Origin of the sequence: Qipengyuania pacifica (assembly GCF_019711555.1) — a bacterium.
Classification (GTDB): Bacteria; Pseudomonadota; Alphaproteobacteria; order Sphingomonadales; family Sphingomonadaceae; genus Qipengyuania; species Qipengyuania pacifica.
The window spans coordinates 1,068,287-1,087,239 of record NZ_JAIGNQ010000001.1 but is presented as its reverse complement, the minus strand read 5'-3'; the positions used below and the strand labels follow the sequence as shown (position 1 = coordinate 1,087,239).

The 18,953-nt window shown below is 57.5% G+C and carries 13 protein-coding genes; 4 read left to right on the top strand and 9 right to left on the bottom strand.

Annotated features, from left to right (window positions below; genetic code table 11):
• Nucleotides 1-369 (bottom strand): hypothetical protein (locus K3177_RS05295; RefSeq protein WP_221597399.1); only part of this gene is annotated, 369 nt, incomplete at its 3' end.
• An 809-nt stretch (nucleotides 370-1,178) separates the two neighbouring features.
• On the opposite strand from K3177_RS05295, the gene K3177_RS05290 reads away from it, so the two are divergent.
• On the top strand, nucleotides 1,179-2,114 hold the full coding sequence (locus K3177_RS05290) for a formylglycine-generating enzyme family protein (RefSeq protein ID WP_247714308.1): 936 nt from the start codon (nucleotides 1,179-1,181) through the stop codon (nucleotides 2,112-2,114).
• 6 nt (nucleotides 2,115-2,120) lie between these two features.
• Here K3177_RS05290 and K3177_RS05285 read toward each other — a convergent pair whose 3' ends face one another.
• From K3177_RS05285 to K3177_RS05275, 3 genes are all read right to left on the bottom strand, one after another.
• A complete protein-coding gene (locus K3177_RS05285; RefSeq protein WP_221597398.1) occupies nucleotides 2,121-2,885 on the bottom strand; it encodes an IclR family transcriptional regulator in 765 nt (254 codons plus the stop codon).
• Between the two features lie 75 nt (nucleotides 2,886-2,960).
• Nucleotides 2,961-4,529, bottom strand: coding sequence for an alginate export family protein (locus K3177_RS05280; RefSeq protein WP_221597397.1), 1,569 nt, complete (start codon nucleotides 4,527-4,529; stop codon nucleotides 2,961-2,963).
• Nucleotides 4,530-4,585: 56 nt separating this feature from the next.
• On the bottom strand, nucleotides 4,586-5,932 hold the full coding sequence (locus K3177_RS05275) for an MFS transporter (protein WP_221597396.1): 1,347 nt from the start codon (nucleotides 5,930-5,932) through the stop codon (nucleotides 4,586-4,588).
• Between the two features lie 264 nt (nucleotides 5,933-6,196).
• Here K3177_RS05275 and K3177_RS05270 point away from each other — a divergent pair, with 264 nt between their 5' ends.
• The 3 genes from K3177_RS05270 (at nucleotide 6,197) to fahA (ending at nucleotide 10,588) form a co-directional block, all read left to right on the top strand.
• The gene (locus K3177_RS05270) at nucleotides 6,197-7,933 is read left to right on the top strand and encodes an arylsulfatase (RefSeq protein ID WP_221597395.1); all 1,737 of its coding nucleotides are present in this window, start codon (nucleotides 6,197-6,199) and stop codon (nucleotides 7,931-7,933) included.
• Nucleotides 7,934-8,003: 70 nt separating this feature from the next.
• Nucleotides 8,004-9,284, top strand: coding sequence for a homogentisate 1,2-dioxygenase (gene hmgA / locus K3177_RS05265; protein WP_221597469.1), 1,281 nt, complete (start codon nucleotides 8,004-8,006; stop codon nucleotides 9,282-9,284).
• Nucleotides 9,281-10,588: a fumarylacetoacetase gene (gene fahA / locus K3177_RS05260; RefSeq protein WP_221597394.1), complete on the top strand. Its 1,308-nt coding sequence runs from the start codon at nucleotides 9,281-9,283 to the stop codon at nucleotides 10,586-10,588. Before hmgA ends, fahA begins: the two co-directional genes overlap by 4 nt.
• A gap of 558 nt (nucleotides 10,589-11,146) precedes the next feature.
• Here fahA and K3177_RS05255 read toward each other — a convergent pair.
• The 5 genes from K3177_RS05255 to K3177_RS05235 all read right to left on the bottom strand — a co-directional run bounded on the left by K3177_RS05255 (nucleotide 11,147) and on the right by K3177_RS05235 (nucleotide 18,836).
• Nucleotides 11,147-12,001 (bottom strand): type 1 glutamine amidotransferase, encoded by an 855-nt coding sequence (locus K3177_RS05255; protein WP_345725357.1) that lies wholly within the window; start codon nucleotides 11,999-12,001, stop codon nucleotides 11,147-11,149.
• A gap of 146 nt (nucleotides 12,002-12,147) precedes the next feature.
• The gene (locus K3177_RS05250; RefSeq protein ID WP_221597393.1) at nucleotides 12,148-14,073 is read right to left on the bottom strand and encodes a TonB-dependent receptor; all 1,926 of its coding nucleotides are present in this window, start codon (nucleotides 14,071-14,073) and stop codon (nucleotides 12,148-12,150) included.
• Nucleotides 14,074-14,148: 75 nt separating this feature from the next.
• The gene (locus K3177_RS05245; RefSeq protein WP_221597392.1) at nucleotides 14,149-14,865 is read right to left on the bottom strand and encodes a hypothetical protein; all 717 of its coding nucleotides are present in this window, start codon (nucleotides 14,863-14,865) and stop codon (nucleotides 14,149-14,151) included.
• A 598-nt stretch (nucleotides 14,866-15,463) separates the two neighbouring features.
• A complete protein-coding gene (locus K3177_RS05240) occupies nucleotides 15,464-16,222 on the bottom strand; it encodes a class I SAM-dependent methyltransferase (protein WP_221597391.1) in 759 nt (252 codons plus the stop codon).
• 709 nt (nucleotides 16,223-16,931) lie between these two features.
• Nucleotides 16,932-18,836, bottom strand: a complete 1,905-nt coding sequence (locus tag K3177_RS05235; RefSeq protein ID WP_221597390.1) for a M1 family metallopeptidase — start codon at nucleotides 18,834-18,836, stop codon at nucleotides 16,932-16,934.
• Nucleotides 18,837-18,953 lie beyond the last annotated feature (117 nt).

The following is an 18,953-nucleotide window of genomic DNA, read 5'->3' as shown; positions in this document are numbered from 1 at the left end:
TATGACACCGCGATCAGTGTCGATACCGACGCTCAGGTAATAAGTTTTCGCGAAGGCGAAGCCCGAGCCATCATTCAAAGCATCTTGGTTTAACAAAGCGCCGTTCGCTGCCGTGACGCCGAAAGAAAAGGGCGTGTTGCAATCCAGCTTGAGCCGAAAGCTCAACTGTGCGGCGCTCTCAAGATCTCTTGGAGCCGTAGCCGAAAGTGGGCTAGCACCGATAAAACCGCAGCGAGGCGCTATGTCGGCATTGACGTCAATAGTTATTGCATCGGCTTGGCCGAACGCAGGCGACGCCGACAAGATTAGACTGGCAAACGTTAATCTGAGAACCGCTTTAATCGCATTGAGCGCACGCGCGCACGTCATGCATCGCAGTCTTGCAATCATCGCGCCCCCCCCTTTTTAAACCCAGCTTCGCAAATGAAAAATCGTAAGCGACTCATCGCGGCATTTGCGGACCTGAGGACACCGCCACAGCGATTTCCTAACGATTGGCGAATCGCCCGCTAAATGGTTTTCCGATCTGCGAGAAAGAGAATGCCGCGCGCGTCCCAATTCGGCACGTTTGCAATTGGCAGTCTTGTATAGGTCGTAATTATCGGTGGCCCGTCAGGGTTAGCCGAAGGCTTGCAAGACGACATGAGCAGGTTTGTCGGCAGCCAAGACGAAGCAGAAGCAAGCCGGGGAACGGCCGCAATGTTGGCGTCAGCTGGCCGAAGCGTTGTCGCGACGGAACGGCGGCTCCGTTTATTATGGTGGCTGCAAGCGGACAGGCAGGGTGCGGCCAAGTTTCAGACCGCCCCCTTTGCGCCCTCATTCCGGACATTCGAGTAAGCTCGATTGTCACCCGAAAGCTGACGTTGGATGACCGGCTTTAACGAATTGCCGGCATTTATCGGCAAATTTTTTTAACAGAGGTTTCACAAGTAATTTATGATATCGGGTCTGACTGACCGGGTCGACCAAACCATTAATTGCGCCTGATGACGCTGGTATCTTGGCGCTTTATTTAGTCCTGAAGGGCGTATTCATGGCGCTTCAAACCAGGCAGCCAGAGAGAAGCTCGCCGCGCATTGCAATTTGCTAAGTGGCAAACCAGTTAGCTTGCAGAACTGGCATTTCACTCGCGATGACGAAAAAGGACTATCTTCATGATAATGCCGGAATGCGACGGGTTGGCTTTCGTCCCCGGAGGGACCTTCCTGATGGGGTCCGAACGGTTTTACCCGGAAGAGGCTCCGGTTCGACAAGTTCGAGTCGATCCGTTCATGATCGACATCCATCCGGTAACCAATCGGAAATTTTCCGAATTCATTTCACAGACCGGCTATACCACGACAGCAGAGATTGCCCCGGATCCAGCGCAATATCCCAACATGCCCGAGGAACTTGCCCGAGCAGGTTCATTGGTGTTCCACAAAACACGGGGGCCGGTGGATCTTTCGGACGCCTCCAACTGGTGGTCGTTCATATTCGGCGCATACTGGAAAAAACCGCTCGGACCAGACAGTGATATCGACTCGCTGGATCTTTGGGATCATCCGGTGGTGCATGTTACCCATGACGATGCCCGGGCCTACGCCGAATGGTGCGGCAAGGCACTACCGACAGAGGCGGAGTTCGAATTTGCCGCACGCGGGGGCTGCGGTGACACCGCTTATTCCTGGGGCAGCGAACTGGCGCCGGGCGGGCAGATGTTGGCTAACTACTGGCAGGGCCTGTTTCCCTTTTCCAATCTTGAGCTGGATGGCTGGGAGAGAACCTCTCCGGTCGGGACGTATCCAGCCAATGGATATGGAATTTACGACATGATCGGCAACACCTGGGAATGGACCGAGGACTGGTGGCGGGACAAGCCACAGCCTATGGTCAAGAAGCGCAAATCGGCATGCTGTACCATAGAAAATCCGAAAGGGGGACGGCGGATGGAGAGCCTTGATAAGGCGCAGCCTGACGTGAAGATCGGTCGCAAGGTTATCAAGGGCGGATCGCATCTATGTGCCGAGAATTACTGCCAGCGCTACAGACCCGCCGCACGCCATCCGCAAATGATCGATTCCTCGACCTCGCATATCGGCTTTCGCTGCGTATTGCGCGATCTGCCCGGTTGATCCGGATTACCCAGTATTGGCCTGATATCCGATAAGGCGCGAGATTTCGTTGGCGCAGTCACGCACTGCGCGTGCCGGCGGGGCCGCGAGATCGGCATCGAAAGTAGCAGCAGGGCCAAGCGAGCAGACCACGGCGGCACAACGCTTTTCGGCATCGAGGACAGGTGCGGCTACGGCGTCGATACCCGTTACCAGCAGCCCGGCTATATTGGTGACAGTTTCAGCGCGAATCTTCGCAATCGCTTCTCGCCCTTCGGGCAGCGCAAGGAACTGGCGACGAAAACTCTTGTAGTCCGCTGAAAGGTTAAGGCGTTCTTCTTCGAGAAAGGCGGCGAAGATCAAGCCAGTTGCGGATTGCAGAGGCAAGACCGATCCCAAGCGAGTGACCACTGTAATAGCCGAAACCGATTGCAGTACCCGCACGACCGTCGCGCCATGGTTGCCCCAGACGCTGAGAAGGCAGGTCGCACCGGTTGCGTTGCGCAGTTCCTCCAGAGGCGCCCCAGCCACTTTTGCAAGATCTATACGCCCCAGCGCGGCCGCGCCGATCGATATTATTTCAGGTCCCAAGCCATAATGACCCGACATCGGGTCTTGGCTTGCCATTCCTTCTTCGATCAGCGCCTGCAGATACCGGTGCGCCTTGGCTGCCGGCATTCCGGCCTCGCGCGCGATCTGGCCAAGGGGCGCGAAATTGGCAGACCGACCCAGCGCTTTCAATACCTGCGACGTCGTGATCGCAGCCTGCACCTTGTCCTTTGTTTCCGCCAAATGCCCCTCCATTGCCAAGATGAAGGGCGCTATACCTCGCGGCAGTGCAGCACAATGCGCTTCTGATGTTCCCGTTCAGAACATGAACAAGGTTTCGAACAACAGCCACGCCGAATTCTTCAGCCCCGCCTGCTTCATCCCGTCAGAAGGTGTGAAATAGGCAGCTTGTGCCATCAGATTGACATTTCGGCCGAGCTGATAGCGCGCGATCATTCCTGGCTGCATGCCGATATAGCTGCCTTCAGCGTCGGCGGTCGTCAGAAGCGGCGAGAAGCTGCGGCCATAGACAATGTCATCCGTCGAATAGCGCCAATACCAACGGTTATATGCCTGCACGCTCAGCTTGGGTGCCGGGTTAAGATTGATGCCCGGCCCGCCTTCGATCAGGTTCGACAATCCGATATTGCCCGACACGGATGTATAAAGGTTGAAATTGTATAGCGGATCGTAGGTATGAATGGTCGATCCGTCCTTGCCGCCGCCACCGGTGATCGCATCGGCGCGCAGCAATAGCGTGGCCTTTGCCGGGGCACCGGGAAGCCGGAATCGGGTTTCGGTGAGCACCGCGCCTGCGCGCACGTCCTGTCCTACCATACTGCCGGTCTGGAAAATGCCGCTCCAGTCGAAACTTACAATGCCGCTTTGGCCCCAGATCCGCGCGCCCATGGTATCGCGGGCCGTGGGCCCGGTGATCAATCCTGCACGCCCTGTTTCATTTCGATTATGTATAAAGAAGGGGTCGATCGTGATACCTGTATCGCCCCGGTCGACCAAGCGCACGCTCCCGTAAGCCCCGTAATTCGTTTCCGTTTTGCTGGTGGGATCGTCGAATGCGCCTCGCGCGACATCGACGGGTTTGAGCCAGAAACCGGTCAGGTCGAATGTCTGGCGCGAATAGTGCGCGACAACGCCGTCCATTGCTTGCTCAACCGAAGCGGCAGGGATGATCGAGAACAACGTGCCATTGCCAAGGTTGAAAAGCTGTCGCCCGCCGCGCACCGAAAACTGGCCACTGGCAAAGGTGTCGCGGAATTCGACGAAACCTTGAGCCAGGTCGACGTCGTTCTGCACCCGTGCATTATAGGGACGTGCGATGTCTTTTCCGGCGATCTGTGCGCTGACAAGCTGGCCAAAAAAGCGGACGTTGGGCCCAAGATGCAAGTCGGCGCCATACTGGTGGCGAAAGCCGATGTAACCCTGGCCCCGGTTCGGGCCTGCGCCAGCGAAATTGGCGTAGCTTTGCCCCACGAGCCGGACGCGTTCCTCGCCTGACAGGGTCAGATAATAATCGGGATCGCCCAACTCGATATGCTTGAGCGGTGCAAAGACCCCTTCGGCAAGAGCGGATTCGGGCGTCGGGTATTTCTCGCTCGCGCGGTTGAAGAAAAAGGCACCAGACCTTGGCCCAAGGCCCGTATCGAGCGGCCCCAGCGCATCCGCATTTGACGGCGCGGGTCGCGGAGTGACCGGCGGAGCCTCCACTGCATCGGACTGGGTCCGGACGGGCTGAACCGGCGTGGAAACGACAGGCTTGCTTTCCGCCTGATCTTGGGCATGCGCGGGAAGGGCAAGCCCTACTGGGAGGGATAGGGAAGCAACCATGAGAGTGCGCAGGGTCCCCCCCATCAGACTGGTGCGAGCCATGGATATTGGTCTCCTTGGGTATGTAAATTTTGTCGACGGACGAGGTCGTGCCAATTTTAGCGCGACACCTTCCGCGGTTCGTGAGATGTGCGCGGCATCAGCATCACGAGTGCCATCGAAATGACGGCTGGCGCGGCCATCGCGGTGAAAAGCATCGGATTGGACCAGTTCTTTTCGATAAAGTAGCCGCCTAGCACAGGGCCGAGGATCGACCCGAACCGACCAAAGCCAAGACTCCACCCAATGCCGGTCGAACGAACCGCTGCGGGATAGAAACTGGCCGCCAGCGAATTGAGCGCAGGCTGCCCGCCGACGATGCAGAAGCCCGCCACGCTAACCGCAGCAAATAGGGCAAAGGTGCCGAGATCCTGTCCCGACAGGAAAATGCCGATCGCCGCTATCGCGAACATGGGGATGAGAACCGCATTGAAACCGAGCCGGTCGATCGCACGTCCCATCGTTAAAGTGCCGATGATTCCGGCGATCTGCACGCAGGTCGCCGCGATAATCGCGGTGGATTCATCATGACCGCTTCCAACCAGCAGCGTGGGCAGCCAACTGGCCAGAAAATACAGCACGATCAAATTCATGAAATTGACTGCGAATAGCACGAACGTGCCCCGGCGACGTTCCGGGGTAAAAAGGCTGGCCACGCTGGCAGACTTACTGTCGGATTCCGGCAGGGTGATCAGCATGCCGGGATGCGGCAGCCATTGAGGGCGCAGGCGCTTCAGCTCCTCGAAAATATCGCGCTGCTCGACACCCTTGCGCAAACGGAACTGCAGCGATTCGGGCAGGTAGATCAGCATCGTCACGGTGAGGAGCAAGGGGGCCAGCCCGCCTACGATGAAAACCATGTGCCAGCTCGCAATTTCTAGCAGCAGAGCCGAAAACAACCCGCCAAGCGCTGCACCTATCGTAAAGCCGCTGGCGACCAACATCATGACGGTAACGCGAAACCGTTTCTGGCTAAATTCGCCCGCCAGCGCCATCGCATTGGGCATGATCCCGCCAAGGCCCAGCCCGGTAATAAAACGGATCGCGATCAGCTGGGTGACATTCTCGACAAATGCCGTCGCCACCATGCATGCCCCGAAGAACGCGCAGGCGCCAATCAGTACCTTGCGCCGACCGATCCGGTCGGCAAGCCAGCTGAGCGCGAATGAACCGATCAGCATTCCGATTAATCCAGCGGAAAACACCGGGGTCAATTCGGCGCGATCAATGCCCCATTCGCGAATGATCGCAGGCGCAACATAGCCGATCGCCTGGACATCGAAACCATCAAGGATCAGCGAAGTCATGCACATTGCGGTGATGGCAATTTGCGAACGCCGGAACCGTGTTCCTTCGTCAACGATCTTCTCGACCGAGACGTCCTGTGTGGGCAACCTATCGGTCATGCCGGCACCGAAAAGGAACTCGAGCCGAAGAAAAGTGGAACTCCATCACCGATTGACGCTGACGGACCGGCGACAAGGACGGAACACTGGCGATGGCTAGTCAATTTTCGCTCTCCCAAACAGCCTTCTTGCGAGACTGACCTCATATTGATTGGCAATTACACAGAACGAAATGCGTTATGCAAGCCGTAATTTTTTCTGGACAAATGCACGGGCCTCATGCTTCTCTTGCGAGGAAGAATAACTGTTCCGGAGAGGCTACCGATGAACCCGAAATCGCTGCTGAAAATGGCTTCCGTCTTGCTGACGGCATCGGCCATGTGCCCTATTGCTGCAGGTGCAAAAGCGCCCGAAGCGCCAGCTTCTGCCGCCGTATCGGCGCCAGCTCCAGCCTCTGCCCCGCGTGCCCGACAGCAAGCCCCGAACGTACTTGTGATCCTTGCCGATGACATGGGTTGGTCGGACATTGCGCCCTATGGCGGAGAGGTTAGCACTCCCAACCTCACCATGCTTGCCCGCGATGGCGTCCGCATGACCAACTTTCATGTCTCGCCTTTTTGTTCGCCATCGCGTGCAATGCTGTTGACGGGCGCTGATAATCACCAGGTCGGGCTGGGAAATATGGTCGAACTGCTGACAGAGCAGCAGCGCGGCCAGCCCGGTTACGAAGGGCAACTTAACGCCAGAGCCGTAACCATTGCCCAGCGACTACAGGGTGCCGGTTATTACACGCTTATGGCTGGCAAATGGCACTTGGGCCTCGACGAAGACGAATCTCCTGCAAGCTGGGGTTTCGATCGCTCGTTTTCGATGCTTCGCGGAGAGGCGAACCATTACCAATATGAGGGGAAGGACCCCAGCCCCGACGGGCCCGATCTCTACCGCTTCGGCAAAGACCTGGTGTCGGTGCCGGCGGGTTTCTATTCGTCTGACACTTTCGCCAGCTATCTTAACATGTTCATAAACGAAGATCACGGCGACAAGCCGTTCTTCGCGTTTCTCAGCTTCACCGCACCGCATTCGCCGCTGCAGGCACCTCCATCGGTGATCGCGAAATATCGCGGCCGCTATGATGATGGCCCCCGGGCGCTTGCGAAGCGACGTCTGGCCAACCTCAAGTCCGAGGGGTTGGTAGAAGAGACCGTCGAGCCGCACGAAATGATCGGTGTTCCCGAATGGTCATCACTGACCCCGACGGAGCGCGCCGCAGAGAGCCGCCGGATGGAAATCTATGCGGCGATGATCGATCGAATGGATTATAACATCGGCCGTGTGATCGCCAATCTCAAAGACAAGGGGCTGTATGACAATACGATCATCATGTTCTTGTCTGACAATGGCGCCGCAGGCGGGCGCCGGGAAACAAATCGGAAATGGGGGCCGTGGATCGCGGCGAATTTCGACAACAGCCTCGACAACATGGGGTCTGGTACGAGTTATGTCTCAACCGGCCCTGGCTGGGCGCAGGCGTCGATGGCGCCCTCTGCCTATTTCAAGGGCTTCACCAGCGAGGGCGGCACGCACTCACCGATGATCATAAGTGGTCCGGGCGTGTCCGAGGACGGGATTTCAGGTGCATATGGCGATGTTCGCGACCTTGTACCGACCATCCTCGATTTTGCTGGCGTTGTCGATACAGCGAACCCCGGCAAGGCTGCGCCCATCGGCCACAGCCTCGCCGTAGCGCTTGAAACGCCATCTCCGAAGCTTGCCGGACCATCGACGCCGTCGGTGCTGGAAATGCGAGGTGGGCGAGCTGTGCGGATGGGTGACTGGAAAGCGCTGCTTGTCACTTCGCTCCCGACCGGGCTTCCCGCTGATGAACTTCCGCTTGGTCACTGGCTTCTTTACAATGTCGTCAAAGATCCGGGCGAAACCACTGATCTTGCCGCGCAGCATCCCGAGATCCTTGCCCTCCTCACGCAAGCATATGACGCCTATGCGCAGCAGGTCGGCATTGTTTCGATCCCTAACATGATCGAAGCGAACGCGAAGCGATAGCCTCGACATGAGCTTGGAAGAAACTAGGCCCACGCCTGACACTGCGGCAAACGGCAATGGATCCGCCGGGATGCATGTCGGTTTTGGGAACCATGTCGCAACCGAAGCGGTGGCTGGCGCCCTGCCTGTAGGGCGCAACAGCCCGCAGAAGACGCCGTTCGGGCTATATGCCGAACAGCTTTCGGGCACGGCCTTTACGGCACCGCGGGTGCACAACCTGCGTTCGTGGCTCTACCGGATGCATCCTGCTGCAATGCACGGTGCGTTTAGCCCCTATGAAGGTGGTGCACGCCTACGTTCGGGGCCATTTATTGACGTACCATGCTCGCCGAATCGCATGCGCTGGGATCCGGCCCCGCTTCCGCAAACCGCTTGCGATTTCGTTGACGGATTGATCACCTATGGCGGAAATGGCGATGTCGGCCAGAACGACGGCATCGCCATCCATGCCTATTGCGCCAACCGTTCGATGGATCGGCGGGCCTTCTTCAACGCCGACGGCGAGATGCTCATCGTCCCGCAGTTGGGCGCCATCGAACTGGTCACCGAACTGGGGCGCATTCACCTCGAGCCGCAGCAGATCGCAGTGGTTCCGCGCGGCGTCCGTTTTCGTGTGGCGCTAGAGGCCGGGGTGGCGCGCGGCTACGTATGTGAGAATTACGGCGAGACCTTCCGCCTGCCTGACTTGGGCCCGATCGGCGCCAACGGTCTTGCCAATCCGCGCGATTTCGAAATCCCGTCTGCATGGTTCGAGGACGATGCGAAGGACTGGGAGCTAATCCAGAAGTTTCAGGGCAATTTGTGGCGTACGACGCTTCCCCATTCACCCTTCGACGTGGTGGCCTGGCATGGTAATCTCGCACCCTATCGTTATGATTTGCGCCGGTTCAACACGATCAATACGGTAAGCTTCGATCATCCCGACCCTTCGATTTTCACTGTTTTGACTTCTCCTAGCTCGACACGGGGCACTGCGAACTGCGATTTCGTAATCTTTCCGCCCCGCTGGATGGTGGCAGAGGACACGTTCCGCCCGCCTTGGTTCCATCGTAATATCATGTCCGAATTCATGGGGCTGATCGAAGGCGTTTATGACGCCAAAGCAGGCGGGTTCCAGCCCGGCGGCGCTTCCCTGCATAATTGTATGAACGGCCATGGACCCGACCACCACACCTATGAAGCCGCGATCGCCGCTGATCTTCAGCCGATGAAGATCGAGGACACGATGGCCTTCATGTTCGAAAGCCGCAATGTCATTCGTACGACGCGATGGGCGGCAGAAAGCCCGACGATGCAACTTGATTATGACGATGTCTGGTCCGGCTTTACAAAACCGGAGTTAGCAATATGACTTTCCCCCTAGATTCCACCCACGATCCGGATCTCAGAAGCTGGGTCGAAGGAGCCGACGATCATAGCGATTTCCCGATCCAGAACCTGCCACTCGGCATGTTCTCTCCGGAAGATCGTAGCCCCCGCGCTGCTATGGCGATTGGCGACTACGTCCTCGATCTCGTGGCGGCGGCCGATGCCGGCCTGATTGGAGGCGACGCCGCCCGGATCGTGCGCGAGACGGGCGAGCAGCTCAACTTGTTACTGGCTGCAGGTGCACCCGTTCGCGTCGAACTGCGCCAACAGGTTTCGCGCTTGCTGGCCGTTGGCAGTGAGCATGAGGCAGCGGCGCGCGCCTGCCTTTTCGCGCATACGGATGTGACGATGCATTTGCCCGCGCAGATTGGCGATTACACCGATTTCTATGTCGGCGTTCATCACGCGACCAATATCGGCAAGCTCTTCCGCCCCGACAATCCGCTTCTGCCCAATTACAAGCATGTTCCGATCGGCTATCATGGCCGCGCCTCTTCCATCCGGCCCAGCGGCGCACCGCTTAAGCGCCCCGTCGGCCAGCAGAAAGGCGAGGAGGGGCCGGTTTTTGGTCCTTCCAAGCGCCTCGATTACGAACTGGAGATGGGCGTATGGATTTCGCAAGGCAATGCGCTGGGCGATCCGATCGACATCGCTTCGGCGAGCGAGCATATCGCCGGGCTCTCGCTCTTTAATGATTGGTCCGCGCGCGACATTCAGGCATGGGAATACCAGCCTCTCGGTCCCTTCCTGTCGAAAAGCTTCCTGTCGACGGTATCGCCTTGGATCGTGACCGCCGAGGCTCTCGCACCGTTCCGCATCGCCCAGCCGGCTCGACCGGAGGGCGACCCGGCACCGCTCCCTTACCTAATAGACGAGACCGACCAGGCCAGTGGCGCTTTCGCGATTACGCTGGAGGTCTATTTGAGCAGCGCGAAAATGCGCAACCAAGGCTTGACTGACCTGAAGCTGAGCAGTGGCCCGGCCAGCAATATGTACTGGACCGTGGCGCAAATGGTGACGCATCACACGGTCAACGGTTGTAACCTGCTGCCCGGCGACCTCCTAGGCACAGGCACGATCTCGGCCCCCGACCGCAGTGGTTATGGCAGCCTGATGGAACTATCGTCGGGCGGCAAGGAGCCGATCGACTTGCCCGGTGGCGAGACCCGCACCTTCCTTGAAGATGGCGACCGCATTTCGCTGCGAGGTACGTTGTCAGCACCCGGCTTCCGATCGATCGGTTTTGGGGCCTGCGTCGGTGACGTAACACCTGCTCGCGAGTATTAATCGAAATATGATGGGTGGCGGCGATCCGGTCAGTCTGGGCCGTCACCCATTACCACTGCCCTGGCAAACGGGTCAGCCTGCTTACTTACTGCACTGACCTCTACAACTATCATCGTTCGACCGTTGCCGTACAGCTTCGCCCCGCTCTCGCTCTCAAGAGGACCCCGGCGCACAAGTTCCCATGTCCATCTGCGACTTGGCGAAGGCGAGAAAGCTGGCCTCTCGCGGGCATCATTCTGCGAGCACTACTGCCCGTGGCGTGTCGGTAATACCGTGCCGCGGTCTTCTAATATTCTGATGAAACCTACCTAAACCGGCGCTGCCGTCAGGCGACGCAGAGCTGAGACTGATACTGCATTGAAACTGGGGTACCGGCGCTTTTTGCTCGGTCGATTCCGAATTTTCTGTTCTGTCCAGGACCAAGGGTGTTCGAGATTCAGTATCGCGGGGATCCGGAGCGCCCTGATTTCAACGCTTAATATGCAGCAGGGCAGCCGTCAGGTCATTGACGAATTCGGGACGGACGGTGTCCTGAGCGTTTCAAGCCGCGCCATCTTCTCAGCGTTCTCGGCAATCAAGCGCAGGAATTGCTTCGATGAAGTTCAAAAGCTCCGTGCGCCGCTTCTCTTCACTAGCGAACTGGTCGTCGACGCCCAGCCTCCATCGCGCGGACCGACTGTCCGGTTCACGATGCAGGCGATCGAGGCTATCTGCCACTTCGTTCACGTCGCTGCATGTTATCACCAGCCCCGCATCGATCAGCGCATCGGCTTCGCGACGTAAGGCCGCTGCTATTTCCCCGATTGCGAGTTCGGGGTGATACTGCACTCCCCAGAATATCCCGCGCTCGTGACGGATTTCGACTGCCTGGACGGGGGTAATGCGGTTGCCGGCCAGCAGGATGGCGCCTTCAGGAAGCTTTTCTACTTCATCGCCGTGAAGCGCGGGAGCATCCCACACCGCAGGTCTCCCCGCGAGCAGTGCATGTCCTTCCCCCGCCGACGTGCGGACGAGGCCTCTCGATATGCCGGCCTCGAGCCTCTCTGGCATTTTGCGAACCCTGCCGCCAGCAGCTGCAACCGCGATCTGCAATCCCGCGCAGGATCCGAACGAGGGGACGCCGGATTTGAAAACGGCCTGCATGAACTCGATCTGCCGCTGAACCGGCGGTGTGTCATTGTAGACATGCATGGGCGAGCCGGTGATGAAGACGGAATCATAACGAACGATGTCGGCAACGGACACGGGTGTGCTCGTGTCGTCGGATGGCCGGACGATATCGATCTGGCATCCCGGCATGAGTTGTTCCAGCGTAGCCGCATAGGTTTCGCCTGAGCTCTTTCCGACATCGTCCCGCCGGTTCGCACGATCTTCAGATGTGCCGCTTTCGGCTATAAGGATTGTTCTGTTCACCCGTGCACTACGCGCAGCCGCTGGAAAGTGTCCGGCTCGTTTCGTTGCCTGACCCTGAACCCGTATGTTCTAGAGAATTCGAGCGCGCTACACAACTTCCACAGGCGCGTGATGGCGGTCGATCGAGATCGACCGCCATACTCGTTCTAGAACTGTGTGCGTATGCCGAAGACGATATTACGCCCGCGAAGCGGAGACTGGTCTTTGACGAAAGATGTATGTACGAAGGCAAGCTCGTCGGTCAGATTTGTCGCGCGCGCATAGACTTCGAAATCTGCCCGCTGCCCCATATCGATATTGTACGCGATGGTTGCGTTGAGCATGTTATAGCCGTCTGTGGGCCTTTCGTAGCTGGCGACCCTGTCCTGTTCCAAAGTCCGGTAGTATTCCAAATCCGCCGTTAGTGCTCCAGAAGCGTATTCGTATCGCGCACCAAATCGCCCTGGCGGGATGCGCGGCAAATTGCCTTCTTCGTTTTTAAGGCTGGTTGAAACGTAATCGCCGAAAACCGTAATTCTCGAGTTGGGGTTGAGCTGGTAGCTCACTTGTCCATCCGCACCGTAGAACTTGGCATCTGCAGTAGTGTAAAGCAGGAAATCGTGGCGCTGGCCGGTTGTGTATTCCGTCTCGAGCAGATGCGCGAATATATAGTTGTCGACATCCTGGAAGAATGCACCGATTTCAAATTCGAATGGTCCGCCGACCTTGCGGAACGTCAAGTTGATCGCGCGCGAGCGCTCAAGAACGCCGTCCTCATAATCGAACAGGTCATCGGGGAGGTAATTCTCGACGAAACCCGTTGCCAGAAGCCCGACCTCGTAGCTGTTGGTCGCAAGGCTGCTGCCGTCGGCGAATAGTTCGCGCACATTCGGCGCGCGCTCGGTATGAGCGAGAGATAGCGCGACCGAATATTTCTGCGAGACATTCCATGTCGCGCCGACCGATGCAGAAAAGGGATCGTGCTTTCGATCAGGATTGCTGAGGGCGAAACCCTCGCGATAATCCTGCTCAATCGCTTGCCGCCATTTCTCGCCATATGTGTCGATGTAATACCCCCAGTACTCCTCCTCGAGATTGATGTAGAAATCGCCAGGTATTGGCGTCTTGATCGTGCGCCAGTCCTTACGCGCTGCGATTTCGATATCGACAGAGCCGAAACTCCGCCGCTCGCTCAGGAACAATCCGACGTTCCGGGTCAGGTAATCCTGGACTCCGCCGAATCCGAACGACGCTGTCGGCGGTACGTGGAGGTCAATGAGGTTGAGGCCGCTAAAGGTGCCGTCAGTGTATTGCACCCCAACAGTTCCGATGAAGCCGAGCAAGGGTTTGTGCGTGAGCTCGAGCCTGCCGTCCCAGACGTCATTGGCATAGCGGCTGTAAAGGATCGGGCCATCGACTTCGTCGTGCAGGTAGTCGGTATAGGATCCCCTGACCCTGATATCGGAAATGCCGGGAAGCACATCGACGAGATCGGCGCGCAAATCGACTCGCTCGCTCCGCAAATCGATGAGGGCTGTGTCGCTGTCGGGATTGGGGAACGGGTTTTGATAGTTGCCATGTCCCAGACAATGTAGATCGATGCGTCCAGGCGCGGGGAAAGGATAGCCATGCAAGTGACATACTCCGTTCGCATGGCTGTGCCCGGGAAGGCCGTATGTCGCATCCTGCCGCGTATAAGCTGCGCCGACATAACCCTTGTCCGTAACCACGGACGCACCAAAGGCATATGTCGAATTTTCGGCAAAGGAATCGCCCAGAGTGTCGGTGCCGAATTCTTCCGGTACGCCGTAATCATCACGGAAGCTGCGCGCGCCCTCGGCATGAACGACAATCGGTCCAAGCCCAGCGGTGACACGGCCAGCTGTGGTCATTTCCTGATCCGACGTGCCGTAGCGTAGCTCTGCCGCACCCGCTAATCCGCCGGCTGGACGGATTTTGGGGACCTTGCTGTCGATCAGATTGACTGCGCCATTTACTGCGCTGCCACCGTAACGGACCGCAGCCGGACCACGCTGAATCTCGATCGCGTCGAGCAGCAATGGATCGGTAACGATGGCGTGGTCTGGCGACACCGATGCTGCATCGAATACATTGCCGCTCGCCTATGGCGAGTGAGACTTCACCGCCTTTACGAATATGAAACGGCGTTATTGCCGTCCCCCCTTGAAAGCTAATGCAACCAGTTGCAGCCAGCTAGGAGACTTATCGGCTGAGGATCCCTCTTCATCGGCAACATCAGCAGAGGCGAAATCTCCCTCATGCTCGATAGCTGTGACATCCTGCTCAGGTGCTTGCATCACTTCCAGCGCGACGTTCGCAATCTCAGAGGCTGTAATTTGTAGCTGGGTTATCGGATTGGCACTTGTGTTCACCCTTGCCAGACCGCCTTCTGTGATGCGCACCAAAAAGCGGTCCACTTCATTGAGGACAACAAGTTTGATGGATTGGTCCTCATCAAGGGCCAACTGTTGGACCACGCCCTCGTAAGCTACCGAAAGGTCATTGTGGCTCGTTTTAGTGACGACGTAGGCGGTGACAAAGGAGTTGCCGTTCTTCACCGCCTGCACAGCAGGTGAGAGCCAGCCAAACGCAATGGGGTCTAATCTGTCGGTAACGAACTTCCACCTGGACAGCCAAAACGCCCCGATCGCCGCGAGCACGCCGATCAGAAGCACTTGGAGAAGCCAGATCTCAATCGCCAAATCTGGCGCACGTTGGGCTGCAGCGGCCCCTTGGAGCAAGGCTCGATATGAGTTCGGATCGAAGTCAAGCGGCACGCATGAGTTGGACTGACAGTACCAGTTTTGCAGCGTGAGCAGAGCAGCACCGACAAAATGCCCGGCGATTGTACCGAGAACTATCATGAAAAGCGTGAGCGTCGAATTAGGCTTGTCGGGCGCGGGCGTGAGGAAATCAGTCCTCTCTCCGGCGCGCCAACCTGCCCAAAAGCAGAGGCCGGGAAAGAGGAGCAGTAAGACTAGGAAAAGTGAGTAACTAAACGCCAATGCTATGCGGGTGCGAGCGGCTTATCAGCAGGCTTGGTTGCTTCCTGCTGCTTTCGCTTCGCCTCTACAACGAAGACCCCATCCCGCACCTGCGAAGCATCTCTAACTGCTTGCCAAGTTCCGTAGCGTCCCTTCACACGGCGCGCGAGCAGCATCGACTTCTTCGTGTTTAGACGCATGAATGTTCACTCCTTGATCTTCAAGGTAGCCTCTTATCCTGAAACGTCTAGTCCCTTACGCTAAATCGCGCCCTCCACTGATGGCCGTCGAATGCTACAAACGAGGCTCCAAAACCGATAGTTGCAAAAATCCTAAGTGCCTGTTTTATTTGGGCTATATGAATAGGGAGGAGTATCCCTCCGTCTCCGCCATCGGTCGGTAAAATTTGGGCTTTCAGCGTTGAGAGCCAGGATCATCACGTGCCAGTATGGGTAGGGCGCATAAACTCGCAACATTGCTAGTGAGAACGGGGCTTCCGGGCTGTGATCGGCAAACCTTGATCATGGGGAGGAAATATCCCGAATTCCGGAAGTACTTCCGAATGAATATAAATATCTTGGAATCCTGCGCTCGACAATTCTTGAACAAGGTTCTCGCGCCCGAAAAAACGCATTTCAACTGTTGTCCCCGGTCCTCCATGGAATGTTAAATCTTGGTTGACTTCAAACCCACCCGAAGATGTCTTCCCTACCATCACCCATTCACCATCGATCTCAATTGTTTTGAATTGTGTAATACCGGGAAAATGCTCTTTTGTCGTTTCCCGGCCGTCAAACGGCACAGTTAGGGCCAAGATCCCGCCATCCTTCAGCACGCTGTAAGCTCCCGAAAATGCCGATGAAACCGGACTTGGGACGTGCTCAAAAACGTCGCTCGACGTTAAGAAGTCCGCATGTCCGAGCCAATCGTCAGTCGGACTACAAATGTCGAGTATTGGTGGTTGATGGTAATAGGTGTTTGTGTAAGAAAATGCACTTGCGAGCGCCACTGCAAGGTCCTGCGAGTCGCTCAAGCCTACTCCAAAAACTTCCGGGCGCTTGATCGAAGGCAATGCCTGCGAATGACCTAGAACTCCTAGGGTAACACAATGCGCCATTTGGCGGGCACGCACAGACGAGCCGCAATTTGTGCAACTGGGGGCCTCTCTCCAATCACCCTCAGGCTGGAAGACTGAAAATTGTCCGCAAATGTTGCAGGTGAATTTGGTTCCGATCATGAAGTGCCTTCCTGTTTCAGCCCATCGCGGACAGCGGTTTCGCTCAGACTTTCCTACCGAGACACTCCACTCCGATCAATTACCGGCTGTCACGGGCATTAAAGATGCGTGGATATCGACAACTGCTTTGCTTAGCCTGCCCACCTTTCAGGCCTGCAACAAGGTTCAAACACCTGGCGCAAAAACGCACATCGGCGACTCTATGAGTCACCTGTGATCCGGCGAAACGCGCGAACCCGTGCCAACCCCACAGATCGTCCGCCAAGCGTCCGCGCGTAGCGATTATTTCATCGTGTCACGGTGATCCTGCCGCCTTGACTCCTGCGTCATCATCCTCCCTTCGCGCTTGCGGATCGGTATGCTGGTCCGCACGGATGCGGCGTGCCTAACGGGTTTCGAGTCGGCACCAAGTGTTGCAAAGCCGGGCGCCAGCGTTGCGTTTTCGCGTCAGCTCACATCAGGAGCCGCCTCGCGTGCCTTCAATCTCGCTCCAGCGCATACATTAGGTGTGCCAATTCGATTTGGCAGATAACTAATCTAGCGACTTTGGGGGATTACAGGTTGCCAACGCCACGTTTCCTGTTTTGACCGGCCTTTCTTTTGTACGAACTGCGCTTTCCTAGATCAATCAACGCCAAAGCAACTCCCTCTGACGTCTTAGTGGCCATTTCAGCATTCTCGCCCGCTCGCGGGGAGGGGGCCTTGTCAGTCATCGTGACCTTACAATTCTCTCAACACCGGCGCGTGTTACCGCGTGATAGCTATCGCGTGTTTTGGCGTAGATGCGCCGCGCGATCGGTTGGCCCCATTCGCCTTCGTCCCACAGGACCTGAAACAGCGGGCGCACGAATTTTGCCCTGCCGACCTCAGCGAGAAACTCCTCTACTTTCGGAACGGCAGGCTCGTATCGGTTCATCAGTCCAAGTTCGAGCCAGAGGAACAGGATCTCGTTGTTTCCAGCGTCAGACAGGCCGAGCGCGCTGTCGAGTGCGGCGAGTTGTTCGGCACTGCGTATTTTTGGAATGTTGTCTAGGAACCGCATCTGCTCCGCCGCGCTCCAGCCGCTATAGGCGGCAGGGATCGACCCATCGGCTGTATAAGCCGATACGGCCGCATCGACTTCAGCGAAAGCGGCAGGATCAGGGCGCACGACATTCGATGGCAAGCCTGGTTCGAAAATCCACTCACGAAGCTTCAGCGCTTGTGCTTCGGCTGGCGAAGTAACGAGGTTTGCAAGCATGTCCTCATAAATGAGCTCGCTCGTAGCAGGCTGGAAAGCGTGGTTGTCGAACCACTGGCGCAACCAGGCATCGAAGCGTTCGCGGCCTATGGTGCGTTCCAAGGTCCGCATGAAGAAATGGCCCTTGTCGTATGTGATCGCACTGCCGAGTTCGTCGGCACCGGGTTCGTGATGCAACGCACTACCAGGCGCGTCCATGCCGACTTCGGCCAAAGTCTCTTCGATCGCAGCGAATGAAAGAGCGGCCTCCTGCTCGGCGCGCTTCTTGCCGTAGACCGCCTCGACGATCCGGTTTTCGAAGTATGAGGTTACGCCTTCGTTGAGCCAGCTATCTTCCCATACGGCATTCGTCACGAGGTTGCCGGACCAGCTATGCGCCAATTCATGGGCAACGAGGCCGTTATTCGAACGGTCGCCCGCAATGAAAGTCGGTGTCAGGAAGGTCATGACCGGATTTTCCATTCCGCCATAAGGGAAGGAAGGCGGAAGCACGATCATGTCGTAGCGGCCCCAGCGATAATCGCCGTAAAGCTGCTCGGCAGCGACAACCATGTCTTCCGTATCGCCAACCTCTTTCCATGCGCGATCCAGCGTTGCAGGCTCTGCCCAGACGCCTGTGCGCGGTCCGATGGCTTTGAAATCGATATCACCGGCCGCGATAGCGATCAGATAAGGGGGGACCGGCTTGTCCATCACGAATTTGAACGCGCGGCGGCCATCGCCGAGATCTTCGGGCTCGCCCTGCCGCACGCCGCTCATCACAACGTCGAGCGGCTTGGGCGCGGTGATGCGCGCTTCCCAAGTCTGACGGATGCCGGGGCTATCCTGAGTTGGTATCCACGTGCGATTGAGAATGGCCTGACCCTGGCTGAACAAAAACGGATGAACGCCGCCCTTGGTCTGTTCGGGGCTCAACCATTGTAGCGCGTCCGCATCAGCAGACGCACGGTACTCGATGCGCAGCTTTTGCGCGCCGTCCAGCGCGATTGTCAGCGGCGCGCCCTTGCCTCCTTCGGCGATCGTCTCGCCGATCTGATATTGAAGCTCACGCCCCGCACCATCGGTTACACGGGCGATTTCCAACCCGTTCGAGTCGAGCACAATCTCTTTGGCGCCGGGCTGTGCGAGCACATCGAGTTCGGCGGTGCCACTTACGCGTTTGGCATCGAAATCGAGCGCCAGATCGAGCGCAACGTGGGTAACTCGCGCTATCTGGGGCTTTGCATACGTCGCGCTGTCGACGGCATCCGGACGGGTCAGAATCGGTGAAACCATACGATCCGATGCAGGGTTGGCCATGGGCGGTGCGGTCTCCATCGTAGTGCAGGCGGTGCTGGCAAGTAACAGGGCGAGCGGGGCAGCTAGACGACGCATGGGGAAACTCCGGCTTGTTATAATACCGGATGCGCGATCCGGCCTCTTTTCGGTTCCGGGACTCTATTGCCGATCTGTCGAATGCGCGCCAGCCCTGCAGCCGAAATCATATCGAAG